The 24,804-nt window shown below is 33.7% G+C and carries 20 protein-coding genes; 16 read left to right on the top strand and 4 right to left on the bottom strand.

Annotation, left to right across the window (positions count from 1 at the left end):
* The first annotated feature begins 572 nt into the window (after window positions 1-572).
* The 8 genes from J7E44_RS04780 to J7E44_RS04745 all read left to right on the top strand — a co-directional run bounded on the left by J7E44_RS04780 (window position 573) and on the right by J7E44_RS04745 (window position 8,208).
* Window positions 573-1,973 (top strand): helix-turn-helix domain-containing protein, encoded by a 1,401-nt coding sequence (locus tag J7E44_RS04780; RefSeq protein ID WP_214826087.1) that lies wholly within the window; start codon window positions 573-575, stop codon window positions 1,971-1,973.
* Between the two features lie 90 nt (window positions 1,974-2,063).
* On the top strand, window positions 2,064-3,119 hold the full coding sequence (locus J7E44_RS04775) for a hypothetical protein (RefSeq protein ID WP_214826086.1): 1,056 nt from the start codon (window positions 2,064-2,066) through the stop codon (window positions 3,117-3,119).
* Window positions 3,120-3,598: 479 nt separating this feature from the next.
* Window positions 3,599-4,045, top strand: coding sequence for a hypothetical protein (locus tag J7E44_RS04770; protein ID WP_214826085.1), 447 nt, complete (start codon window positions 3,599-3,601; stop codon window positions 4,043-4,045).
* 5 nt (window positions 4,046-4,050) lie between these two features.
* Window positions 4,051-4,479 (top strand): transposase, encoded by a 429-nt coding sequence (locus J7E44_RS04765; protein ID WP_214826084.1) that lies wholly within the window; start codon window positions 4,051-4,053, stop codon window positions 4,477-4,479.
* A 29-nt stretch (window positions 4,480-4,508) separates the two neighbouring features.
* Window positions 4,509-4,823 carry a helix-turn-helix domain-containing protein gene (locus J7E44_RS04760; protein ID WP_353050441.1) on the top strand — a complete coding sequence of 105 codons (315 nt, stop codon included), beginning with the start codon at window positions 4,509-4,511 and terminating at the stop codon, window positions 4,821-4,823.
* A 597-nt stretch (window positions 4,824-5,420) separates the two neighbouring features.
* The gene (locus J7E44_RS04755) at window positions 5,421-5,909 is read left to right on the top strand and encodes a HEAT repeat domain-containing protein (RefSeq protein WP_214826082.1); all 489 of its coding nucleotides are present in this window, start codon (window positions 5,421-5,423) and stop codon (window positions 5,907-5,909) included.
* Window positions 5,910-6,488: 579 nt separating this feature from the next.
* Window positions 6,489-6,665, top strand: a complete 177-nt coding sequence (locus J7E44_RS04750; RefSeq protein WP_214826080.1) for a hypothetical protein — start codon at window positions 6,489-6,491, stop codon at window positions 6,663-6,665.
* Between the two features lie 967 nt (window positions 6,666-7,632).
* Window positions 7,633-8,208 carry a hypothetical protein gene (locus J7E44_RS04745; RefSeq protein WP_214826078.1) on the top strand — a complete coding sequence of 192 codons (576 nt, stop codon included), beginning with the start codon at window positions 7,633-7,635 and terminating at the stop codon, window positions 8,206-8,208.
* A gap of 265 nt (window positions 8,209-8,473) precedes the next feature.
* Here the strand turns inward: J7E44_RS04745 and J7E44_RS04740 are convergent, their stop codons facing one another.
* Together J7E44_RS04740 and J7E44_RS04735 are read right to left on the bottom strand one after the other, a co-directional pair.
* Complete coding sequence (locus J7E44_RS04740; protein WP_214826076.1) at window positions 8,474-9,310, bottom strand: hypothetical protein; 837 nt, start codon at window positions 9,308-9,310, stop codon at window positions 8,474-8,476.
* Window positions 9,311-9,417: 107 nt separating this feature from the next.
* A complete protein-coding gene (locus tag J7E44_RS04735; protein ID WP_214826074.1) occupies window positions 9,418-9,768 on the bottom strand; it encodes a winged helix-turn-helix transcriptional regulator in 351 nt (116 codons plus the stop codon).
* A 106-nt stretch (window positions 9,769-9,874) separates the two neighbouring features.
* Here J7E44_RS04735 and J7E44_RS04730 point away from each other — a divergent pair, with 106 nt between their 5' ends.
* The 3 genes from J7E44_RS04730 (at window position 9,875) to J7E44_RS04720 (ending at window position 12,373) form a co-directional block, all read left to right on the top strand.
* Window positions 9,875-10,630 (top strand): SDR family NAD(P)-dependent oxidoreductase, encoded by a 756-nt coding sequence (locus tag J7E44_RS04730; RefSeq protein ID WP_214826072.1) that lies wholly within the window; start codon window positions 9,875-9,877, stop codon window positions 10,628-10,630.
* A 15-nt stretch (window positions 10,631-10,645) separates the two neighbouring features.
* Window positions 10,646-11,416 (top strand): SDR family oxidoreductase, encoded by a 771-nt coding sequence (locus J7E44_RS04725; protein WP_214826070.1) that lies wholly within the window; start codon window positions 10,646-10,648, stop codon window positions 11,414-11,416.
* Between the two features lie 462 nt (window positions 11,417-11,878).
* The gene (locus J7E44_RS04720; RefSeq protein ID WP_214826068.1) at window positions 11,879-12,373 is read left to right on the top strand and encodes a Crp/Fnr family transcriptional regulator; all 495 of its coding nucleotides are present in this window, start codon (window positions 11,879-11,881) and stop codon (window positions 12,371-12,373) included.
* 66 nt (window positions 12,374-12,439) lie between these two features.
* On the opposite strand, the gene J7E44_RS04715 is transcribed toward J7E44_RS04720, so the two are convergent.
* On the bottom strand, window positions 12,440-13,198 hold the full coding sequence (locus J7E44_RS04715) for a response regulator transcription factor (protein WP_214826066.1): 759 nt from the start codon (window positions 13,196-13,198) through the stop codon (window positions 12,440-12,442).
* 225 nt (window positions 13,199-13,423) lie between these two features.
* Between J7E44_RS04715 and J7E44_RS04710 the strand changes: the two genes are divergently transcribed.
* Entirely contained in the window at window positions 13,424-13,906 is a 483-nt protein-coding gene (locus J7E44_RS04710) for a hypothetical protein (protein WP_214826064.1), read from the top strand.
* A 671-nt stretch (window positions 13,907-14,577) separates the two neighbouring features.
* Here the strand turns inward: J7E44_RS04710 and J7E44_RS04705 are convergent.
* Window positions 14,578-14,718: a bacteriocin-like protein gene (locus J7E44_RS04705; protein WP_214826062.1), complete on the bottom strand. Its 141-nt coding sequence runs from the start codon at window positions 14,716-14,718 to the stop codon at window positions 14,578-14,580.
* A gap of 425 nt (window positions 14,719-15,143) precedes the next feature.
* On the opposite strand from J7E44_RS04705, the gene J7E44_RS04700 reads away from it, so the two are divergent.
* The 4 genes from J7E44_RS04700 to J7E44_RS04685 are packed head-to-tail and all read left to right on the top strand — an operon-like array spanning window position 15,144 to window position 24,499.
* Window positions 15,144-16,694, top strand: a complete 1,551-nt coding sequence (locus J7E44_RS04700; RefSeq protein ID WP_214826060.1) for a T9SS type A sorting domain-containing protein — start codon at window positions 15,144-15,146, stop codon at window positions 16,692-16,694.
* Window positions 16,695-16,698: 4 nt separating this feature from the next.
* Window positions 16,699-20,322, top strand: coding sequence for a hypothetical protein (locus J7E44_RS04695; RefSeq protein ID WP_214826058.1), 3,624 nt, complete (start codon window positions 16,699-16,701; stop codon window positions 20,320-20,322).
* A gap of 9 nt (window positions 20,323-20,331) precedes the next feature.
* Window positions 20,332-23,895 carry a DUF6443 domain-containing protein gene (locus tag J7E44_RS04690; RefSeq protein WP_214826055.1) on the top strand — a complete coding sequence of 1,188 codons (3,564 nt, stop codon included), beginning with the start codon at window positions 20,332-20,334 and terminating at the stop codon, window positions 23,893-23,895.
* Entirely contained in the window at window positions 23,864-24,499 is a 636-nt protein-coding gene (locus tag J7E44_RS04685) for a hypothetical protein (RefSeq protein WP_214826053.1), read from the top strand. Before J7E44_RS04690 ends, J7E44_RS04685 begins: the two co-directional genes overlap by 32 nt.
* Window positions 24,500-24,804: the final 305 nt, after the last annotated feature.

The raw sequence follows: 24,804 nt of genomic DNA, 5'->3' as shown, positions 1-24,804 counted from the left end.
AAAGAAGATGTAATTATTATGAGAATGCTAAGCATACATGAACATTTAAAGGCGCAAAACTTTTCTCTATTTGTAAAAATTAAAGTCATCATAAGATATGGATTGACAAATGGTCGGCTACTAACCACACTTTCATCTCGCCCAGTCAACACCATAAGAGAAAAAAGCATATTGGCAAGTATGCAAGATTTAATTAGTCATTGCTTATTATAGATTAATTGTGACTTAAAAGATTATCAAAATTTAATGTCTGATCAATCTAAAAATGTAGCATAAAGAAGTATATAAATTTTGTCTCAAAAAATAGTTGCAAGTTCAACTTGTATGTGTTAAAATTAGCAAGAAGCAGGAAACTAATTATCAATAATGATAAGTAATTTTAAAAAGAATTATTGAAGTTTTTGTATTTTTGTTATTACATTAAGTATTTATAGTATTTATAGTATTTATAGTATTTATAGTATTTTTGAATTATGATAATGTTTTTATAACCGATTACTTTGCCGTGTAATACTATTGTGCAGTTATTTATTTCTGAGAGATTTATACAATTAAAACTTAGTTAATCTGCTATGAGGCTTTTTCTTGCGTATGTTTTCGGATTACTCTTTCATCAGCTATCGGCACAGCATGCATCAGATAAGAATCAGATATTTCATAAAATAGATTCACAAATGATAGTGAATCCCGCAAAAACAAGAGATTTAATCAGTTTTGTTGAAATAAATTATAAAAATAGGGAGGTTCTAAATAAGTGTAACAGACTTTTTGCTCAGGCTTATTATTATGAAAACAATTATAATGAAGCACTTAAGAAAATAATTCAAACAAAAGATCAACAAAATGTTAGCGGAGTTGTTTCTTATCGGAATATTTTATATTCAGCAGGTATCAAGAAAGTAGATTTCGGCACAGATTATAATCAGAATTCTGTGTTTAAGCTTAACGAAGAAATTTTAAAAGCAAATGAATTAATCTTACTGGGACGAAAAGAAAAAGCAATTAAAATAATTTTAAATATTCTCCCAAAAATCACGAATAAAAGTTTATATAATTATAGGGATAGTTTTAGTTTTGTCTTAATCAATTTGAGTGAAGATGATTGGATAACTAAATCTCCTGAATTCCGTATTCCCGTTTTAAAAATTTTATCTTATTATCCGGATGATATGGGATTTGATATTTTAAAAAAGAAATTATTTCCTGCAAATATTTCTGATGTTTGGTTAGCAAAAGCCAAGAAAGAGATAAATAATACCACTAATTTCCAACTGAGAGCTATTTACTACAATTTTTTACTAGATTATTATTATAGTAAAAAAGATGTTTCAAATTATATTTTAGTATCAAATCAAAGAGATGAACAAATCAGGGAAAAGAATAAAGCAATAACGCAGGCTCGCTCTCAATGGATTTATTTGACTGAAACTAAGCACTACGATGAATATATTTTTGCAAAGAAAAGAGGAATTATTATATTGATAAGTATAATTCTTTTGTCATGTATTGTATTAATTTTATTGGTTGTCAAAATACGACATGAAAAACTAAGGGGTAAAACGTATCTGTTACTTTCAGATAAGTTAAAAAATTTGGTAAAAAAAAAGACACCTCAGGTCATTTCAGAAAACGTAAAACTTACTCTTTTAGAGAGGCTAGAAAAATTGGAATCAACGAATTTTTTTTTGGATCCAAACATTTCTATCCAATCATTGGCTAATAAACTTGATTCCAATTCAAAATATATTTCTGAAATCATCAATACTTACAAAAAGAAAAATTTTACAACTTACATTAATGAGATGAGAATCGAGTATATCAAGCAGAAACTCAATAATGAATTGGTTTATCGAAGTTATAAAATAAAATATCTAGCAGAAGAGAGCGGATTTTCATCTCACAGTGTTTTTTCCTCTGTGTTCAAAAGTATCGAAGGTATTTCTCCGGTGCAGTACATTCAACTTTTAAAATAATTAGTCCTGAGATTTATATATATACTCATTTTACTGTTATATTCTGATTATATTTATTGTCAGAAATATGATTCTATAAATGTAAAAGAGATGGAGAAATATCTCATTTCAAATCCTGAAAAATCATATTATTTAGGTGTTAAAATATATAATAATAGTGATTTAGATGACAATTTCAGAACACGTCTATTATTTTCATTGCTCAATGTCTGTAATCAAACACGAAGGTTTAGTGAGGCTATACACTATGGAACAGAAGGGCTGAGTTTGGCGGAACAGGCAAATAACAACGTTTTGCAGGTAAAGTTTTTAGGAATCCTAGGAAACATTTATCAGTCACTTCAAGTCAATGATAAAGCTAAATATTATCTTAACAAAGCAGAGGATATTCTTGAAAAAATTAAATTACCAAGCTCAGTACAGCATATTAAAGGTAATATACTCTATTTAAAAGGTATGAATTATGCTTATACGCTTGATTGCGATATAGCATTGGAATACTTCGACCAAGCAATTTCAGTTTATCGTTCAGCAAATAATCCTTTATCTAAAATGAATGTCAAGTTGGCTTATCTTAATAAAGCAAATTGTTTAATAGAGATGAATAATCTGAAAGACGCAGAAATTTATCTGAATCTTTCAAAAGTAAATTATTCAGAAAGTGATTTGTCATCAGGTATTCATCAGATTTATTCTAATGTATTAAATCAATCTGCTGACTTAAGTTTTGCTAGAATTTTAGCCTTGAGAAATGATTTTAATCAATCGAACAAAATGCTGCTTTATATTTTGAAACTCCAAGATAAAACAAATATTTCTGAGACCGATATTGATACTTATTTTCAGTTATCTCAGAATTTTTCGAAACTGAGAGAGATTGAAAAGAGTAAATATTACGATGTCCTCTATGAACAGAAGATGGCAGAAAAAAATAAAATTCAGGTTGAGGTACTTAATAATCTGCTCTTGCAAGATCAGAAAAACGCTGATCAGAAAATGCAGGAACAAAACAATAAAATTTTAAAATGGTGCATTATTGTAATCTTGTTTTCTTCTGTTTTACTCCTTATTCTTACCATTACATTTCGGAAAATTAAGAGGGCTAATGTTTTAATTGAGAAAGACTTGTATAGTTCTGGTAATTAATATTTTGATGCTTTTTTTCTACTGTAGAATTCATAGAATATTCATTAAAACTGATACCCTTCTTAATTTTTATGATGTTTTTGTTAGCTATTATTGCATTAAGATTTTAAGATTACTGAAATGTAAAAATTGAAGATTAAAACTTCTTTTGTTAATCATAATTTTTTTATCAATGGATTCTTAACGAAAGCTTTTCTAAACATTCTGTAAATAAGTTTTCTTAATTACAGAAATTTTGGAGATGATAGTCTAGTAGGACTATGTTTTATTGAAAGCTTTTCAATTATAACGTGAAAAGGCTTAAAAATAATAACTAAAATATAAAGCCATGAAAAAGAAATTGTCCCATAAGTTTTCCTACGATTGTTCTTACTGGAATACTGAAGATATCCTGTAAATCTCAATTCTCACATCTGGATGCGATGTATGTGCATGTTTATATATAATTCTATTTTAAGAATTCAAAATATCTAAAGTTAATGGCAAATTGCAAACTTGACAATAAAAAGTACATAAGGCTATTTATGTTTACGTTTTTATGCTTGATACTTCTTGATCTTTCAATGATAGCAAGTTGTATAATCACATCATTTGAATACAGCAATATTCCGGTAATTGTCGGAGTCTTTCTTTTGCTGGTTTTCTCGTTGGCGCTTTCTGCAATACGTGTTGTTGAATTTGAGAGTTCATACGCACAGATAAAGATCAGGTATTGCCATCCTTTTAAAAGATACCATCATGGTATATTAAGGGAATTCCCATCAGTAGGGCTACAAAACTGCGCAATTGAAAATTCTAATCTGACAATGGTCATAAAAAAAAGTGATGGCGATACAGAAGCCATCTCTCTTCGCCTCCATGGGTTAAGCACCGATGAAGTAAGAGAGATGGAGAGGGCTTTACGAGAAATAATTAGAAACGCATAATAACAATGAACATTGATTTTAAAGATATTCATATAGGTTCCCTTATACAAACCCGTGTAACGGAAATGGGCATAGATATGAATAGAATATGTAACAATATGAAGCTTAAGGAAGAGGAAATTAATAATATGTATCAGCAGGATACATTAGAGACAAAAGTCTTGTTGAAATGGTGTAAGCTTCTAGAATACGATTTTTTCCGTTTTTTTTCGCAGCACCTCATACTATTTACCTCTCCCATGGGAGCGAATTATAACAGGCCAACTGATTCTGTATTACCGCAGTTCAGGAAAAACCTTTATACGAAGGAAGTGATATTTTACATACTCGAAATAATTGAAAGCAATGAAAAAACGCAACTTGAAGTGATCAATGATTACAAGATCCCTAAATCGACATTACGCAGATGGATGGCTAAATATAAGATCCGGTAAAAAATAAGTAAATGTATCTGATGGAAAATATGCCCGATTACAAAAGAATTTATACTGATATTCTGAACACCAGGTTTCAACATAAAAAGAAAGACTGCGAAAGCTTATTGAATAAAGAAACATTATCACATCTAGATGTGATAGACCTTAACACGATCATATTTGGGGCCGTCACTGCAGAAAGTTGGAAGTTTAATAAAAGGCATCGTTCTTATAATCAGGATACCATTATGGAAATACTTCAATACCAAAAAAAAAACAAATTAAGTAATACACAATTAGCTAACCATTACAAATTAAGTAGAAATACGGTAGCTCGATGGAAAAAGCTATTTGCCGTATAAGTACAACTAAAATATTATAGTAAAAAATTATTAATAAAATTTATGGTCTTAACGAATAAAGATAAAGTAATATCAAAAATGAGGGTTTGGCAATTTCTTCTCGTATTCAATTGCTGTTTGGCAGTATGTGGATTTGTCTTACAATCTCTTATACCGGTGGAATTAAGATGGCCGTTACTCGGGATATTTCTTGTAATAAGTATATTAATCATTAAAAAAATAACAAGTCTTAAAGTATTTCAATTTGAAAATAGTGGTTTCATATTTTCAATCAAATACTATCATCCATCAAAAAAAGGGATTGTATTTCCTTTAGTTGAATATCCTGTGAACAAATTACGCTCGTTTAAAATCGAAAGATCGGTATTTGCTGATATAATTGTAATCGATGTTGATTTGAAGGAAAAAGAAATGCCTTTTAGAATTAAGATCAAGGTATCTGATATAAATGACAGGGACTACCGAAAGATGGTCAATTCCTTTTCACAGAAATAACCAAGTTTTTTCATATATATTTATTTCTGAATTTATGTTTTCAAAATATAGATTCAAAATGCACTTTACCAGCCTTTATAAAAATAAGTAACTAGTCCTGTGATGATTACTTTTATGGGTAGAAAAGTTAAAACATTGTATGATTTTGAGAAATTAGATGACAACGAAGATTTAGAATTTCAGGCAGATATTATTTTCTTGTTGGGAAAGCTCAACAAAAAATATAAATCTAAAATCTTAGTCTATGCGCGGCAGTTCACACAAAGTAATAACGACTATAAAAGAGATAGAGCAATTATTGTATTAGGTTGGATTGGGAAAGGTACCGACACGAATATTCTTGAAAACCACTTATTGAATGATACAAATTCGAATTGCAGAGCGTGGAGCGCTTCTGCCTATATGCAGATGTGGTTCAGAAAAGAAAACGATTTTTTAAAAACAAAGGCATTTGAGGCTTATAAATCGGCTTTACCAAATGAATCTGATTATTTTGTTCTTTCCGTAATTTTTTCGGCACTTCGGGAAATGGATATACTGGACTTAGAATATCTCAAACTGCTTTGGGTGAGTTGGACGCTAAAAAATTGACTTTGCAAAAACTAAAGCAATTAGATTTTTAGACAAGGTATTAAAGCGGAAGTCACCATTAAATTGATGAAACTTGAAAAACTAGAACGGAAGATAACGAAATGCAAGCGGAGCTCAATTCCCTGATGATTAAAATTAAAGGAGAAAAAAGGGAGTCATTAGAAACCTACATCAAAATAACAAAGATAACGAAAACACTTCCTGAAACAGTGTCTACGTGTACAATTGAAACACACACTTATCTTAATGATAGTACATCTAACTATATTTCATCATCAACGAAAATTGTTTTTTTAATATTCTCTATCAATATAAAAACTCTTTGTTTCAGCTTTTGCATTACCGGTAATTTTATGTAGTTGTTTGTTGCTATTATAAGCAATTTCTATTCCAGTTTTGTGGCTTTTCAAATAAAGTACATTATCTTATTATTAATAATGAGTAACGAATTAAGAGAGATTATTTAATTTCTCACCAGATTATCTCAAAGGTTTTATTGGAATTTTACATATGTAAATGCAAGCGTTTTTTTATCATTGTATTTTTGTCAGATAATTTTAATATTAAAAATGACAAAAGATGAAACAATTCATTAGTGAAAGAATAACAATTATAGCAAGCGCTCTGGGAATTCTTTTAAATCTATTTCTAATTCCTATTCAATCCCGAATCTGGAATGGCGGTCAGGATTGTGCAATATCAAATTATCTGACAAACTTTCTGGCTAAAGATGCACATTGCTTGATGAAGCGGTAAGGTCAACTTTAAACATCCTATAAGAATATTTTAAATATGGGCATTATTTTGTTTTAGTCTATTTTTCCTTACTCATCGCAATTTGGACTAGTAGTTTTATTCGCCAGCAATGTCTAAAAAATAGTGCAATACTCATTACATCAATTGCTTTAAGCGCCAATGTCTTAATTTATTGGGCAAGTGAATATTTAACTATTTATGCCCGTGAAATATTCTTTAATTATATGGAGGTTCCGACAATTGCAATCTTACTTGTCTTATTTGCTGTAATTGCTTGTAAATCAAGAGGACAAGGTCAGTCAAAATGGAAAAAGTATGTTTACTTATTGCCGTTCTTTTGTTGCTTGAAAAATTTGATGAAATAAGCTCTAGAATAAAATAGCAAATCTCGGACACTGGGTTTACGTTAATAGGTTGAGGTAAAACTTGAAACTTTGTGATCCGAAACCAGCCTAAACTCAAACCTTGAAACTATTATCAGAAAATCTAAAAAAAGCGATAGAATTCAATTTGTTTCTTTTTATAGAATAAAAGGAACTTATTTCAAAATTGAGCAGAAACAAGCCTTAATAGAATCTTATTAAAAAATGAATGAATATTTTTGAACAAAAAATAAAGTATTAGATCGATGAACTTTCGGGAGTAAAATCTAAAATTATTTCGCGAGGATAACTTTAGATGATAGGAGACTTAAATCCTTAAAGTCTTAAAAAATAAAAGCGTTTATTGCTTCTTAAACTATTTACAGACAATAAAACTCTTTAAACAGTTTTTCATAAAAATCTACTAGCTAATTATAATATTCAGGCTTTCCAACGCATTTTACCAAGAGATCTTCAAGTATAAGACTCTTATCAGTCCCAAAATACAAATCAGCGTGTTTTTTATTATATTTAAGGCCGCATTAAAATTACGGACAGCCATCAACAATAGAGATAAGCAAGATAATAAATATGTAGGCTATTAAATGGAATTTTTTAACCATATCAAAACAGTAATTAGTATTATTCTAAGCTTGGGGATTGGCGGGCTATTGAATGGTACAGTAAAGTTTATACAACATCCAGGGAGAACAAAACCTTACTGGCTCCACCTTTTGTTAGTCTTCTATGTATTTCTCCAGATGATCCATTTTTGGTGGTGGGAATATAATCTCAGAGGAGTGCAAGTGTGGACATTTACAGAATATATTTTAATAATAGTCTATATCTTATTATACTTTACACTTTGCCAGCTCCTCTATCCATCTGATGTTAAAGATTATTCCGACAGCTATAGGAATTATTTTTTTTCAAGGAAAAAATGGATTTTTCTTGGACTAGCTATGATTTATGTAGTGGATATCCTAGATACTCTGCTTAAAGGATCAGCATATTTCGAAAGGTTAATGCCCTTGTACGGCATAAAAATGATTAGCCATATTTCGCTTTGTATTATACTTGCCTTCTCAAAAAGTAAAAAATCTACATGGTATGCTGTTATGGTGATTTTCTTCATTCTTTTCGAATTATATTTTATTGCAAGTAAATATTACATCGACTAGAGAAAAAAGGATACGCAGGAATTCCTCTCTTTGTTTTACAAAAACAAAGAGAACAACTAATTACGCCGCCGGCAACCAACAGTACATGTACCGCAGAAAATTCTTATGGCTTCGAATTCCAAAAGTCCTGTTTTATAATGGTTGAGTTCATTACCGTAATTCATTGGGCGATTAAACTTCCAACAATCTTCAGGATTTCAAAGTAATTTGTTGAAATTAGTTTATAGGTTGGGTTACTTGCATTTTCTAGAAGTCGAAATATTCGTTATTTGGTATACAGAGGAGATCGTTTCAAAACATATTCCAATGGAGCAGTGTAAGAACCATCCGTGGTTGGCCAAAATGCTTTATGACTGTTGTTGTAAATGCTTACATTATTGTCCATGTAAATCTGGAGCATAACAGTGACATCATACTGCTGTGCACTGTCACTGGTTGATGAGCCAACACCTGTTTCTTTGATCTTGCCTCCATCTCCCTTGATAGTAGTGCTACTTCTGCCAATAGTAGAACTGGTCATGTACCCCTTTGCTTGGCTTATAGTACCCTCTATAATATACTCCGTACCTAAAATATCAGCGAGGTTCTTCATACTAAAACCGATCATTTTCTCACGGGTTACCCCTGCTTGTATTAAGGTTGAATTAGTTGTTCGCGGATCAATAATCTTATATCCCATGGAATGCTGAGATAGAAAAGCATAGGCGTCTTGCTGTGCTTTGATACCTATTTCTTCGGCACCTTGTTGATTGTCCATCAGGAAGGTAAAGGGAAGGATGGCAATCCGGTTGTGGTGCTCGCTTGGGCTGGCTACCATCGATACGGGCTCTTTCTGACGTACCTGTACCGTGCTGTTTCCAGCAAAGTCTTCAACACGTCCACTTGAATGAACGATTTTGGATACATCAGTCTTTTTAATCACATACTCTGCAGTTTCTCCAGCATAAACAAACGTAATGTCGTTATCCGTGATGCGCAGTATTTTGCCTTTGAGTATTTCTCCGTTGGTTTTTTGGAGCATATCCTCTTTACCGGTCTGAGTTCCCTGAGCAAAAGTTCCAATTGAAAAGAACGCACAAAAAATAAAAATGTAGATTTTCATAATAGGGTAGTTTAATCAAAAATAGCAATTATAATTTTTTTTAGATCGTCTTATGAGCTTTATTTTTTTAACGAGACGAATTCTATACAATTTTTTAATATGCTGTTCTATCCTATAATCTCCTTTCGGTGCTGAAGTCCCCAGTCTGTCAAATTGTTGATAATGGTCTGTAGCGTCTTGCCGTGCTTGGTAAGTTCATACAGTACGGTAACAGGATGTGTATCCAAAACTGTTCTTTTTACAAGTTTGTTGAACTCCAACTCTTTTAGTTCCTTACTGAGCATTTTATTTGAAATTCCGACGACGTCATTCAAAATGTCGGAAAATCTCCGTTTATTGTAGTGGCATATAGATGAGATGATGTAGATTTTCCATTTTCCGCTCAACACATCCATGGCATCATGGATAGCCATCATTTCTTTTTTACGATCATTTTGATCAATTGGTTTACACTCCATATGTTACTTTGTTACCTAGAGGTTACTGTTACTTTTTGAAACAAAGTAACTAAAATATATTTTCGTAACCTAACTTTGCCGCTCAATAATTCAATAATCAATAAAAATGAGCAGATTAAAAAACAAGGTAGCAATCGTCACGGGTGCATCAAAAGGTATAGGGGCTTCAATTGCCCGTCATTTTGCCAGAGAAGGGGCGAAGTTGGTTGTAAATTATGTATCAAGCAAAAAAGACGCCGATAAAGTTGTCAAAACAATTGAAGATAATGGAGGAACTGCTGTTGCTCTACAGGGTGATGTATCAAACCAGGCTGATGTAGCCAGGCTATTTGAAGAAACAAAAAATACTTTCGGCACATTGGATATCCTGGTAAATAATGCGGGGATATACCAGTACTTACCTATTGAGAAGGTAACAGAAGAGTCGTTTCATCATCAGTTCAATACCAACGTTTTAGGCTCGATCCTGGCCATTCAAGGTGCGGTCAAGCTTTTTGGCGATCAGGGTGGTAATATTATCAATATTAGCTCGGGTGCAAGTAATACCCCTTTACCGACGGGGAGTGTATATTCTGCAACCAAGGCAGCATTAGATGCCGTTACCATTGCGTTATCTAAAGAGTTCAGTGGAAGAAATATCCGTATCAATTCTATTTTGCCAGGCGTGGTGGAAACAGAAGGTTCGCATAGTGCAGGATTTATCGGAAGCGATTTTGAAGCCAGATTAGTTGCCACTACACCGCTAGGGCGTACCGGGCGGCCGGAAGATATAGCAAAAGTAGCCGTATTCCTTGCCTCTGACGAGGCTGCATGGATTACCGGAGAAAAGATTTCCGTTTCAGGAGGTATCTACGGAATATAATTAAGATAAAAAGAAATGAACAAACTAAAGAATAAAGTTGCTGTCATTACAGGCGGTAACAGTGGAATAGGCTTCGGAATTGCGGAAGCTTTCAAAAATGAAGGTGCAGTGGGGGTAGTTACCGGCAGAAATCAGGAAACATTAGACCGTTCAGTTATGGAATTGGGTACGGGTTTTCTGGGTGTAACAGGAGATGTAACGGTTAACAGGGATCTGGAAAATATTTTCAACAAGACTAGTGAGCGGTTTGGCAAGATCGATGTACTTGTTGTAAATGCCGGAGGTATTGTTGATGGTATGCCAATGGCCGCAATCAATGATGTCACCGAGGAGAACTATGATAGCTACATGGATCTCAACCTGAAAAGCACGTACTTCACTGTCCAAAGATCGCTCCCTTACCTCAATGACGGTGCATCGATAATTTTGATCGGATCTAGTGCTGTCCACCGCGCCGCACCTGGCATGACCATTTACGCAGCAGCAAAAGCAGCTGTGATATCACTTGCCAAGGGTTTATCTTTGGATTTACTCCATAGAAAAATAAGAGTGAATACACTATCACCGGGATCGATCGATACTCCGGTTTTTGGGAAAATAGTTCCGCAAGAGCAATTGGATCAGGTTAAGAAGATGTGGATCGATATTACACCAGTTGGAAGGCAAGGGCTGCCTTCTGATATCGGAAATGCTGCTGTATTTTTAGCCTCTGATGATTCATCTTTTATAGTAGGTACAGAAATTCTTTCCGATGGTGGCCTCACCAACATCAGTATGATGAAATAAGATAGAAGAATAAGCAAGACAAAAGGTATTTTACCAATGAACCTTCGAACGGACAGTTTGAGGGTTTATTGGATTACCCATCGTAAACTCGATTATTCATGGTTTGCGAAATAACATTATAATTTATAAAAATTAAAGTAAATCAGCCTGTCGCCCAAAACCTACTAAGTTTCATTCCCTGGCATGACCAGATTAAATCACTTACAAAAATATTGACTCCGGGTGTTTTACTAAGCACTGATAAACTAAACAAAAATAGAAATAAATGGAGTTAAATATCTTGTAGTGTCTAAAACAACCTTAAAGTGTATTCGGTGAAAAATCCTAACTTTGCCTGATGTCATGTCGCCGTTTAATAAAAAAGAGTACAATTAAAGAATGTTTAATAAATTTTTTGATTACATCGAACGCAATAGCATTACCAGGCTCTCCAGCGACGAAAAGCTGGAAATAGAGGCATTAATGGTGCCAATAAAAATAAAAAAGAAACATTATTTTCTTAAAGAAGGGCAGATCAATGAATATGCTGGATTCGTAGTCAAGGGAGCGTTACGTCTGTTCAGTATGGATGAGAATGGTACCGATCATATCCTCCAGTTTTATATTGAGGACTGGTGGGCAGTCAACATGAAGAGCTACATGAGCCGGAAGCCGTCCGATTTTTTTATTGAGGCCAATGAGAATTCTGAACTACTTGCTGTACCGCGAGATAAATTCGAGGTGATCCTGGAGATTCCTGCTTTTAAGGAAATGTTCTGGTATATCAATCAAAATCATCATATTGCCACGCAAAGGCGTAGGGATCATGCGATACATCTCAGCGCATTGAAACGATATGAAAACTTTTCGCTTTTGTACCCTCAGCTTGTTCAAAGATTTCCTACTAGTCAAATTGCCTCATACCTTGGCATAACCCGGGAAACATTGACCAGGGTCCGAAAAGGTCTGTCAAATTGATGCTAGCCTGTTAATTCTTAATCTTTATAATGTATGGGGTTGGGCGTGGACATTATCGAGCTTGCCTTAAATAATACCCATCAGAGTTGCTGCATGACAAGCTTCAGTAGAATTTTTTACGTTTAATTTTTCGATTATATTTTGCCTGTGACGGTCAACGGTATTTTTACTGATATAAAGTTTCTCTGAGATTCTTTGACTCTTACTGCCACTGGCGATTTCTTTCAAAACTTCGATTTCACGTTTTGAGAGAATGTTTTTCAGGCGAAAGTCTGTGCTTGAAAATGTCTTACCGTTGCTTGAGTCAAGGATTGTACCGGATGAACTTATCTCTTGGTTGTTGACAGAAGTAAAACTGTACAGGTATAAAACGAGCTGAATACTATCTTGGGACGATGCGTAAAATACTTTCAGTTCTAGAGGAACATATTCCTTATTCTTTGCCCTCACTCGGATTCTCATTATAAGATAATAGTTTAAACGTTCATCCAAAGGTTTGTTTTTTAAGAAATGAAACAATTGGAGTTCCATTGTCTGCTTGGATTTCAAATCCTCTGGGTGGATGTTATTCAAAACGCTTTCTTTCCAGAGGTGATCTGAAATTTCAGATGTCATTCTTTCTCCTATGCCTAGGTATTCTGAGAGTGCGCCATGATAGATATAATTCTTTTGTGATTTTAAATCTGTAAGGATTGCTGTCGAATTTTGTAGAACAGAGAAAATAAAAGCAACATGTCTATATTTTTCAAGGGACATCTTTGGATCAAGTTCACCGCTAAATGTCTGGTCGAGTATTTCGTTGATGGATGGATTAGCTGAACTCATAAAAATGGTCATTTTCTACTATTTATTTATATCTCATTAGTAAATATCTTTGCGAAGATAATAGATTTAAATGATTTGCTAATCAGTGAAAGCAAAATAAAATCACCCACCAGCGTATTAAAAACGCATTTATACACTATCGAAATGAAACAGAAAATTAAAAATTTTTCTTTAAGAACAAGTATTTGGGCCTTCGCCATACCAATGGTTATTTTTTTTATAGTGATGTCTTTCATCCTCATTCCAAAACTTCAGCTGTTATTGGGTGAAATGCAACTTCTGGATACCATGTTCAAGGGATATGATCCCGCATATGTTCAGCAATTATTTGATAAGCTGCAGATTGAAGGACAGGAGAATTATTGTTCGCTTGAGCTATATGCCGACATCCCCTTTATTTTATTGTATACGGTAACCTTTACAATTTTGATTACAAGGCTGTTGATCAAAAATCAATTATGGGATACCAAACTATACTATAGTTTGCTTTTACCGGTCCTAGCAGGCATTTTTGATCTTCTTGAGAACATTGGGATTATTAAGATGCTAACGGATAAACATGCGATTACCGAAGAAATAGTCAAACTGACTTCCTATAGTACAATTCTTAAGGGGTACTTTCTACCCCTAACTGCTTTCACATTGCTTTCCCAGCTAGGAATTATGGTATACAAAGCGGTGAGATCAAGGATCAAAGCTGCTCGTTAACTGGTAATTTTAATGTTGATCTATGGTCAGAATTTGGTTAAAGTTGATTCGGCCGTCTTAAAAAAGTAAACGAATATTTTAGTGAAAACTTTCCCTTAAAAAACTCTGATACATAGACAACTGATTTGAGCTGGAATTGAGCTTGTATAAGTTTTGATTAACTAAATTTATACATTCAAATTCGAAGTAACTTTTCCATTTTACAGGTGCATACTTCATTGGATTGTCCCCAAAAAGTTAAACACTTTTTAGGGGCATTTTTTATGAATAGGAAAGAAAAATTTAGCGTTGCTTTGGACAAGGTGCATGGTTGGGAGACATTCTATTAGTGTTTAAAAATACCTGGCTAGAGTTGGGTCGCTTTTGGGAGAATTATTGAAAAAAAAACTCACAATTTAAAGTGTGAGGTAAGTGACCTGGCAGGATTATCTTCGCATCAGTTTCTTGAAAACCTTGATAGGATCTTAAGTATAGGAGTTCAATAATTTATTTAAAGCAAAAGCTACAGATTATAGATTGTGTAAAGAGCTGAAATGCAAATTTTAATTGACATAAAAATAGACAACTATCATATAGTTGTCTAATAAAGCGACTTAGATTAGATTATTTTCAAACACTTTTTCACGGATATTGAAAATATTTTAGAAATATGTGCTTGAAAAATAGTTTTTTTATGGCTCAAGTCCAGGACCACCACATGAGTTATATGGAACGCATGTTAATTTATCATTTACAAAACATAGTCTGGTACAATCTGCTCCTCCAACAATTGTTTTTAATTCTGCTTTATTAAGCTTTTTCAAATTTTTCATATCAATAAAATTTTGGTTGTAGAACAAATTTCAAAAATAATTAGTACATAAAGCCACGATTAACAAATTTTAACTTTTAAATTAACAAATCGTCAATAAGTATGGATCTGCTGCAACAAGTTTTCGACATTACTCATATCATTTATTATACCAATATCTGTAGACCTTCAAGTCTATACATAAGATTTATGGCTTGAAGATGAATATTATAAAATCTCAATTTTTACGAGATTTCATCTTTTTGTACTTAAGATCTTAATAAAATTTATGATAAGGTCTTTTTATTTTTCCTATTATAATTGGTATTGTAGCTATTTATTAATTACTTTATTTATGATATGATTTTTTTATGTTAATTTTTGATAAAATATTGTTTTATGTTTAATAATTTATATATTTTTATCAAAAACTAATAATTGTTCTTGATGAGAGTTCAAATTTTCACAATATCATGCTTACATGTATTTTTAAGCATGTTTGGCCAGGAAGTGATATGGCAGAAAGATATCAAATCCTCTACACAGGATTTTCTAAGCCAAGTTACCACAACAATTGATCAGCAATACCTTATCACGGGAAGCAGCATTCAGGCTAAAGGCCAATCGAAGGCAACTAGTGGCCAAAAACAAAACAACGGTTATGACTTTCACCTGATCAAACTTAACCAACAGGGTGAAGAAGTCTGGGAAAAATATTTCTCAGGTGCTAACCATGATTATCTGTCTGCTACTGCTACAACACAGGATGGAGGATCTCTCCTTGCTGGAACCTCCTATTCTGGCAAAGGATTGGATAAAAAAGATGACTCTAAAGGAGGATCCGATATCTGGCTCATTAGATTAAATGAGTTTGGAGACGAGTTGTGGCAAAAAACTTTAGGAACAGGTGCTGATGAAGAAGCAAGAGCTGTCATTCAAACTACCGACTTAGGGTTCTTTGTGGTAGGGAATGTACAGAATGCTTCAAAAGGATATGGTTCCAAAGATGCCTGGATTATCCGATTGGACAAAGACGGAAAAGAATTATCCCAGTTAATATTAGGAGGAAAAGGATTGGATGAAGTAGAGAAAATGATTCCAACAAAAGACGGCGGAGCATTACTTGGTGTTTACTCAAGAAGCAAAACAGGAGGATCAAAGAAAACAGAAAACTTTGGAGAAGGCGACTATTGGATCGTCAAATTAGATAAAAATGGTAAAGTAGAGTGGGAAAAGAATTATGGTGGTAGAGGTGATGATCATATAAGAACTTTAACATTAACATCAGCGGGATATTTAATCGGCGGAGAATCCAGATCAGAGAGATCGGGAAACAAGTCTGTGGGAATCGAAGAAGGTTCGGATCTTTGGTTGATATCTTTAAATGAAAGAGGTGATGAACAGTGGCAGAAATCATATAATTTGGGTAACAGAGATATCTTAATGGGAATGACTGTGCTGCATTCAGAAAATGATAACTCCTCCAAAGGAATCTTATTAGGTGGCTATACTCAGGCAGAGGGAAGAATAGAAAAAAATAATGAAACTTTTTGGATACTTTATCTTAGCCAGGATGGAAACGAGCAATGGCGGAAACATGTAAAAGGAGAATCCAGAAAGAAGGAAGAAAGGCTTTCAGATTTGAAGTTAAATAGAGACGGTTCAATAATACTAGCAGGAACAAGCACTGAGGAATTAGGAAAGGAAAACTGGAAGATGATAAAATTAGGTGATAAGCAGGTTGACCAATTGATTGAAAAATATGATATCAAAATCTATCCGAATCCTGTATCAGATTACACTTATGTAGAAATTGGTTTTGATTTTAAAGATGCAGATATTCTTTTGTATGATATTAGCGGAAGGCAGATTCAGAGTGTTAGAACAAAGAACAGAGTGACGAAGATTAATACCCAGGCTTTGGTTCAGGGGGCTTATCTGGTGTCGATAAAAACAGATACGAATAAAACAGCGGGTGCTAAATTGATTAAGAAATAAGAAAATGAGAAAGAAAAAATTAGTAAGTCTTTTTTTAGACCCTACTATAAAGTTATATAATAAGATAATTATACAAGTTATTGCATTGTTTATTGTTATCACAGTCAATGGACAAGCTTACCAAAACTACGAACTCCCTAAAATTATTCCGGCTTCTCCTTCAGCACAAAATTTCATGAGATATGGTGAAATACCGGTAGATTTCAGTACAGGAGTACCCAATATTGATATTCCGTTATATACTATTAAAGGAAAAAAGCTGACGTTACCATTGTCTGTTTCTTATCATGCTTCTGGCATAAAGGTTAATGATATTGCATCTGAAGTGGGTTTAGGTTGGGTTTTTAATGGTAAAGGATTGATATCCAGAACAACAAATGGCAGAAGAGATGAGGCAAAGAGTACTGTTCGAAAGTATAGTAATTCAGCACAATTACTGCAGGATCTAGAAGATCATTACCGTGATTATGAATGCAGCAGCCAAAATTATAAAGGTATTTTGGATTTTGAAACTTTTATGACAACAATATTTGTCGATGAACAGGATCCTATGAGTGACCGTTACTTTTACAAAATCCCCGGTGGAGAATCCGGGGTATTTGTATATGATTATTCAGTTTTCAATGAAAATGAGAACAGTGTCATAACATTACCTTACCGTCCAATTAAGATTAGAAAAAATTTCACTTACCTTTCTAGTACGCCAGCGAAGGATCGTTCATTTGAAATTACTGATGAAAATGGGAATATATATACATTTACTCCATATATTATTAGTGATAATTCTTCCGAATGGTATGTAACGAAAATAATGTCTGCAGATGGGACTGAGAGCATTAATTTTAATTATACCCAGCAAAGTCCACAGTCATCGATAGGAATAACAAGTAGCTTCCATAGAGGTCGTCTGGAAAATTATAATACTATGGTCTGTACGCCAGAAATTTATGGGTCACTCATTTATCAGGGGGCTACTATTTCTGATTTTACAACACCAGTTCTTAATTCAATTGTTACTGATCGGGAAGTAATCACTTTCAGTTATGATACAAGAAATGATTTCTCTGAAATGAAGCGGCTAAAAAGTATTTCCATAAGCTTAAAGTCTTCTCCTACTATTATAAATAAAAAAATACAATTTTTTGAGAAATATTTTGGATCTACCGTACAAGACAGAAGACTTGGATTGGATTATTTAACAATATCATCTCCGGGAAATGCTGAAGTAGAAAAATATTCATTTAAGTATAATGAAAGTACAATGCTTCCTCCATATCCGCAAAAGATGTCCACGATGAAATTTAATGAAGATTTCTGGGGTTATTCTAATGGACAGAATTCTACCAGTAGTGTTCCACGGGATTATATTAGGAATAGTTCTGAGCAAAATTCTTATGGGGCTGTAAGAGATGCGGATTTATCTAATGGGTTAGCTTCAGCGTGTATGTTGCAGGAAATCAAATATCCTACAGGTGGTAAGACTGTGTTTGAATTTGATCGGTTTTCTTCCGATAATCTTTATTACTATAGAGAATATGATTGGCAAAAGAAGGGGGCTTTAGGTGGTTTCAGGGTTAAGAAGATTTCTAATTTCAAAAGTGACAGCGATCCCAATCCTGAGGTGAAGTCTTACGTATATGACGGAGCCATGTATAATGCCCCACAATACAAATATTTTAGGGATATTCAAGGCTTCATTGAAGAAAGAAGCCTCACTAGCGACCCAAGCTTGCCACCTACACCTTGCTTGGCAAACTATAAAATTGACCTGGTATATTCTAATCCTATTATATTAATGGATGTAGCGCCTGGTTTGCCGATTATGTACACTAATGTTACTGAATACTTAGGAACACCTGCAAATAATATTGGTAAAAATGTTTATTCATATGGGTTACCCTATTCTCCATCTAATTATGAAATAAATGATCATCCCTATCAATGGGAAGCGCCACATTACTATCATCCCTATCATTACGATAAAGGAAACTTTGTTCCGAAATTAATGCAAAAGGATATATTTGATAATACCAACAAAAAATTGTATACGGAATACAATCATTATAGTACTTACTTTACCACGACTTACACAACAGGTATCAAATTTACACATGATATTATATACAAAACTCTTAGACCATTCCAAGCTATCAGTGCAAGTGTAAGTGGTCCCAATTTATGTTGCCTATGTAACGCACCATCTACAACGTGTACGATGAGTAGCTTATGTTTACAATCTGCAATAGAATACCGTAACTCAATAGCAGCTATTGATACGAAAGCAATTCAGGAAGCAACATTATTAGAATACACCCTGAAAACGGTTTATGATAGGTTAAATCCAAATAAATCTGTAACAGACTCTATACATTACGTTTATAATCAACATAACTTAATGCCCAAAGAATCATCTACAGTTAATAGTTTAGGCGATAATATCTTGACGCAATATAAATACCCATATGATTTTTCTTCTTCCCAGCCTTATCAGACGATGTTAAATAAAAATATCTTAACACCTGTAATAGAGCAAAGCATTAAAAACAACAATAAACAAATACACAAAACACAGACTTTGTATAAAAACTGGGGTAACAATATTATAGAGCCCGAACTAATAAAGGAACAGACAGATATTTTAACACCATTAGAAGATAGAATAAGGTTTATTTCATATGATAAAAAAGGAAATGTAAACAGTTTGAAAAAAGAAAATGGTACTCCAGTAACTTATTTGTGGGGTTATGGAAATACGTTACCCATCGCCATGGTGGAAAACTCTAATTTAGTTTCGCAGCCAGGGACAGAAAATCAAGATAAATTTATTAGTAACAGCTTATACATTCCCATGGGAAATACCTCTTATGAATTAGGAACTTTTACAATTACAGAAGAGAAGAATTACAAAATAGACAGAACTTATGAGAGGTACCCTGAAAACTATTCAGTCATGTACCAGATATCTTTTGAGAATATTAATAACAGTGTAGGGACTATGACTTTTACAGATACTACTCCTGCTGCAGGTAATAATCATTTGTTTACTTCACCGTCTGTTCTTCTTAAACCCGGAACTTATAAAATCAAACTCACCAATATTGGCTATAATGGCTACCAAGGTTCGGTTGAAAACAATTTTAATTTCACAATATACAATACAGTAAATATTAATAAGACTATACCATTTCATACAAGTTTTGAAGACGATGAAGAATATATAAATACTGCTCAGGCAAAAACAGGAAGTAAATCACATGTTGGTCAATATAATGTTAAACTTCCGGATGCCTCGCTTGGTTATGATAAAGTTATTGTTTCCTATTGGGGGAAATCCAGTGATACTTCACCTTGGGAATATGTAGAAAATATTGTCAATCTTACAGGGCAGAATTACAATATAGGCCAAGGGTATTTTTATATTGATGAAGTCAGGGTTTATCCTGTTGATGCAATGATGACGACTTACACTTATGATCCTTTCTATAAGGAACAAACAAGTGTAACGAGTCCTAATGGCCAAATAGAATATTTTAGTTATGATCAATTTGGAAGACTTTCGGAAGTTTTTATAATTGAAAATAATATAAAGAAACTATTAAAAACTATTAATTACCATTACAAACCATAATCCGAATTCATGAAAAAGCTTATTATTCCGGCAGGAGTACTGCTTCTGTCCAACCTGATATTTGGGCAGGCTACTTCTACGGAAAATTATATCCATACCAAAACCTATCTTGACTATAATGGAACTTCGCCTACAAAATTGTCGGAAACGGTTCAGTATTTTGATGGCTTGGGAAGACCAAAACAATTAGTTAACGTAAAGGGCTCTCCTTTGGGACGTGATGTTGTAATTCATATCGAATATGATCCCTTTGGAAGGCAGGTAAAAGATTATCTTCCAGTTCCTCAGGGAAATACTTTGAACGGAGCAATTACTCCTGATCCTTTGACTAATGTTAGCAGTAGCCCCTATGTTTCTGAAAAGATCTATTCTGAAAAGATTTTTGAAAACTCTCCTTTGGATAGAATTAAGCAGCAGGTCCAGGTAGGTGCTGATTGGAGTAATAAACCTGTTAATTTTGATTACCAGGTTAATGATTTCAATGAGGTGTATCAGTTTATTACCATTCAAAATGTATGGGAAAACGGAGCTACAAAAAGTAAACCGATTTTATCTTCTGCCACAGTCTATGCTCCTAATCAACTCTATAAAAATTCAATAAAGGATGAGGATGGAAATGAAACTATAGAATTCAAAAATAAAAAGGGGCAAGTTTTATTGGTAAGGAAAGTAAAAAGCTCTGCAGAGCATGTAGATACATATTATGTGTATAATGAATATGACCAGCTGGCTTTTGTAATTCCTCCCAAGGCTGTCCATCAGGCTATTACGGATGATCTTCTCAATACTCTTTGCTACCAGTACCGCTATGATGCAAGAGGCCGCTTAGTTGAAAAAAAGCTTCCTGGCAAGGGCTGGGAATTTATGGTGTATGATAAACAGGACAGAGTTGTAGGAACTCAGGATGCCGAATTAAATAAAAACGGGCAATGGCTTTACACCCAGTATGATCAGTTTGGAAGAGTGGTTATCAGCGGTATAGCTACCGGAGGAGAGCGAAATGCAGAACAAATGTTAGCTGACGGTTCAGGTCATATGTTACGGACTGGTTCAGTTGTCTTTAATAGGCAAGGAATGGATATTTATTATGATCCGGGTGTTACGTATCCCAATGCCTCTAAATGGGTTACTTTATTAGCTGTAAACTATTATGATTCTTATCCTGGGTACAGTTTCAATCCTGTACTTCCAACGAATACCCCTGAAATAACTGTCTTAACAGGAACCGCCACATCAGATGGAAAAAGTACCAAAGGACTTCCTGTAATGAGCTTTGTGAAGAATATTGAAGACGACAACTGGACGAAAAATTACACCTACTATGATCAGAAAGGAAGAGTAATTGGAAGCCATTCTATTAATCACTTGGGTGGCTATACCAGGATAGAATCCAAACTCGATTTTGCTGGGTTACCGCAACAGATCGTTACCAGACACAAAAGGCTTGCTACTGATATAGAAAGGGTGATTAATGAAAATTTTGAATATGACAGCCAGAACAGGCTATTAGTTCATAAACACCAGGTAGACAGTAATCCCGTAGAATATCTGACTCAAAATACGTATAACGAAATTTCCCAGTTATCATCCAAAAAAGTAGGAGGCATTGCAGCAGCTTCTCCGTTGCAGCAGATAGATTATAAATACAATATTAGAGGCTGGCTGACTAAAATCAATGATCCTGCTAATCTGAACGGAAAGTTGTTTGGATATGAAATAAAGTACCATAATCCTGTGAACCCACAGGGCACCGGAAAATTCAATGGAAACATTGCTGAGATTGACTGGAATAACGGATCGGAAAATCTACTGAAACGTTATAATTACGAATATGATACGCTGAATAGGTTAACTAATGCATTTTATAAAGAACCTTCGACGGGAAATACGGGTTATTTTGATGAGTATCTGAGTTATGATCTTAACGGGAATATCATGACATTAAAAAGAAATGCTTCTCCTGTATCACCGGGAACGACTTTTGTACAGGTAGATGATCTGAGCTATCAATACGCAGGAAACCGTTTAGATAAGGTTGTAGAATCAGCATTGAATGATACGGGATATGAAAGCGGAAATAATATTATTGATTATGATCTTAATGGAAATATGATCAATATGAAAGATAAAGGTATCAATGCAATTGGTTATAACTACCTTAGCTTATCGGATTCATATTCCATCACACAGAGTAATCCGTTTGGCGGAGTTAGCAGTTTTGGATTGGATTATTTATACAGGGCAGATGGCGTGAAGGTTCGTAAAACCAATACTAGTGGAGGGAATAAAGGGAATCCCACGATAACGACTAATATAACCGATTATTTGGATGGCTTTCAGTACACATATTCTGAAATTACTCAGTGTACCTGGTGTCGTACAAGTGTTGCATTTGAGCAGGAAGCTTTTAAGGATGGTGGTCTTATTGACTCTACAAAACCCATAACTCCACAATGGGTTCTCGACTTTGTTCCAACTTCTGAAGGTTTCTATAGCTTCACAGAAAATCGCTATATTTACCAGTATAGAGATCATCTGGGAAATGCAAGGGTAAGTTATGCTAAAAACAGTGATGGAATTCTTGAAATTACAGATACGAATAACTATTATGCTTTTGGCGCAAACCATATAGGCGGAAGTAAATCCAGTTTAGGAGGATATCGTAATTACAAATATAATGGGAAGGAATTGCAAGAGACTGGAATGTATGATTATGGGGCGAGGTTCTATATGGCAGATCTTGGAAGATGGGGGGTAGTTGATCCATTGGCGGAAAAAGGGCAAAATTTTTCTCCTTATAATTATGCCATAAATAACCCAATACGATTTATTGATCCAGATGGGATGTGGATAAATATTTCGGAAGGACAAAATACTTACCGTTATTCTGATGGACAAATTCAACAACAAGTGGAGGGAGAATGGATAGCTGCAGATAGAAATAAGGTATCTAAAAATGTTTTGGGAATTGTTACCGGACTTCATGCCTTGGAAAATGGTGGAGATGCAGGTAAAGAGCTGGTTTCATATTTCGACAATGATAAAAATGATGTAAATATTGTATATGATAAAGGAAATGCGGGCGATGCAGGGAAAGAGTTATCAGATCCTTTGAAAATTGATCCAGATGCTAAAAATAAAACTCCAACAAGAGCAGGTCTTATTGATTCTCCTTTCTTTGTGAGCCTTGGGCATGAATTAGCACATAAAAAAGATAAAAACAGATATTTGAAAGGAGGGTGGTTTAACGTAAGCAGAGGAGAAATTTTTGCATCACATATAGAGAATATGATCCGTGCAGAAAACAATCTCCCTCTGCGAACTTCTTATACAGTGAATCCTGCAGTTTTTGGCGGTTTAGATCTGCAAACTGTTCTAATTGACTGTTCTGGAAATAGTTTTTATTACCAATCAGCGACTACTCCTTTTGAATATAATGGACGTAACGGAAATGAAGCTACAGATAGAGAATTTGCAGCAAAATCTGTATATGGGACTCCTGGTGTCGGTTCATCAGTTTTAAAAAGAAGATATAATTATTATGAAAATACTAAACATACAACAAAGAAATAGTCATAAGTTTTTTATGATCTTATTCGTTTTGATTTCGATCCAATCTTGTTATGCTCAAAATAAGGAGATTAACAATTTTTTTTCAGATGCTAAGAAATCTTCTTATCAATATTGTGTTAAAGAATCGGGAATTAATAGTATTAAAAAAACTAACGAAAATAAAGATTTTCTCAGATTAATGATTAAGGGATGTGAAGACCGAGGACTTTTTTTTGATAATCTTACAAATAGTTCAGTCACTTTACTATCTTCACTACAAGGAAAGCAAGATGATTTTATCATTTTCAATTGGAAAGTTTATTCTCCTTATATTCCGGCGCCTTCAGTTACCATTTTACAGAGTAATAAAACTGAGGCCATTGAATTTACGTATTACGATGAAGAAAAAAATGCTTATGATATACCTTTAAAAAGGAAAGCCTACGAAGAAAAAGAAGGAAAATTTAAAAATGAACTTTTATTTGCTCAATCCAAATTAAACGGAGACAGAGCTGACAATGGTTTATCTAGATATGAACAGAATGATTATTATATTATAAAACGGTCAAAAGGAAAATATACATTTTATACTATAGTTGATGGAGAGTTAAAAGAGGTAAAATAAATTCATTATTACATAACCAATTAAAACCGGGAGATGCATTAAATGCTTATTATGATATATAGGTTGTGGGCAATCTTTAAAAGATAGATCTAGTTATAGTAATGCAAAAAAACAAAAAAATGAGAATCTTTTTAATAGGTGTTTTTGTTGCTGTAACTTCCTGTAAAACACAAAATAATAAAAATTTGAAATCTGGAGTTGCTAACTTCATTAGGACATAATTCTTATGCTCTTTAACTTTAAGAGTGTAGGTTCAGCTCTTTTAGGAGAGAATTTTTGGGATGGCGTCAAGATTCGCGGTATTG

The organism is Chryseobacterium sp. ISL-6, from assembly GCF_018613715.1.
Classification (GTDB): Bacteria; Bacteroidota; Bacteroidia; order Flavobacteriales; family Weeksellaceae; genus Chryseobacterium; species Chryseobacterium paludis.
The sequence above is the reverse complement of the archived record's forward strand: the minus strand, read 5'-3'. Positions and strand labels throughout refer to the sequence as shown.

Excerpts from the sequence above, each read along its gene's own strand:
- J7E44_RS04780 (WP_214826087.1), top strand. The coding sequence starts at position 573 with ATGAGGCTTTTTCTTGCGTATGTTTTCGGATTACTCTTTCATCAGCTA.
- J7E44_RS04775 (WP_214826086.1), top strand. The coding sequence starts at position 2,064 with ATGGAGAAATATCTCATTTCAAATCCTGAAAAATCATATTATTTAGGT.
- J7E44_RS04770 (WP_214826085.1), top strand. The coding sequence starts at position 3,599 with ATGGCAAATTGCAAACTTGACAATAAAAAGTACATAAGGCTATTTATG.
- J7E44_RS04765 (WP_214826084.1), top strand. The coding sequence starts at position 4,051 with ATGAACATTGATTTTAAAGATATTCATATAGGTTCCCTTATACAAACC.
- J7E44_RS04760 (WP_353050441.1), top strand. The coding sequence starts at position 4,509 with ATGCCCGATTACAAAAGAATTTATACTGATATTCTGAACACCAGGTTT.
- J7E44_RS04755 (WP_214826082.1), top strand. The coding sequence starts at position 5,421 with ATGATTACTTTTATGGGTAGAAAAGTTAAAACATTGTATGATTTTGAG.
- J7E44_RS04750 (WP_214826080.1), top strand. The coding sequence starts at position 6,489 with ATGAAACAATTCATTAGTGAAAGAATAACAATTATAGCAAGCGCTCTG.
- J7E44_RS04745 (WP_214826078.1), top strand. The coding sequence starts at position 7,633 with ATGGAATTTTTTAACCATATCAAAACAGTAATTAGTATTATTCTAAGC.
- J7E44_RS04740 (WP_214826076.1), bottom strand. The coding sequence starts at position 9,310 with ATGAAAATCTACATTTTTATTTTTTGTGCGTTCTTTTCAATTGGAACT.
- J7E44_RS04735 (WP_214826074.1), bottom strand. The coding sequence starts at position 9,768 with ATGGAGTGTAAACCAATTGATCAAAATGATCGTAAAAAAGAAATGATG.
- J7E44_RS04730 (WP_214826072.1), top strand. The coding sequence starts at position 9,875 with ATGAGCAGATTAAAAAACAAGGTAGCAATCGTCACGGGTGCATCAAAA.
- J7E44_RS04725 (WP_214826070.1), top strand. The coding sequence starts at position 10,646 with ATGAACAAACTAAAGAATAAAGTTGCTGTCATTACAGGCGGTAACAGT.
- J7E44_RS04720 (WP_214826068.1), top strand. The coding sequence starts at position 11,879 with ATGGTGCCAATAAAAATAAAAAAGAAACATTATTTTCTTAAAGAAGGG.
- J7E44_RS04715 (WP_214826066.1), bottom strand. The coding sequence starts at position 13,198 with ATGAGTTCAGCTAATCCATCCATCAACGAAATACTCGACCAGACATTT.
- J7E44_RS04710 (WP_214826064.1), top strand. The coding sequence starts at position 13,424 with ATGTCTTTCATCCTCATTCCAAAACTTCAGCTGTTATTGGGTGAAATG.
- J7E44_RS04705 (WP_214826062.1), bottom strand. The coding sequence starts at position 14,718 with ATGAAAAATTTGAAAAAGCTTAATAAAGCAGAATTAAAAACAATTGTT.
- J7E44_RS04700 (WP_214826060.1), top strand. The coding sequence starts at position 15,144 with ATGAGAGTTCAAATTTTCACAATATCATGCTTACATGTATTTTTAAGC.
- J7E44_RS04695 (WP_214826058.1), top strand. The coding sequence starts at position 16,699 with ATGAGAAAGAAAAAATTAGTAAGTCTTTTTTTAGACCCTACTATAAAG.
- J7E44_RS04690 (WP_214826055.1), top strand. The coding sequence starts at position 20,332 with ATGAAAAAGCTTATTATTCCGGCAGGAGTACTGCTTCTGTCCAACCTG.
- J7E44_RS04685 (WP_214826053.1), top strand. The coding sequence starts at position 23,864 with ATGAAAATACTAAACATACAACAAAGAAATAGTCATAAGTTTTTTATG.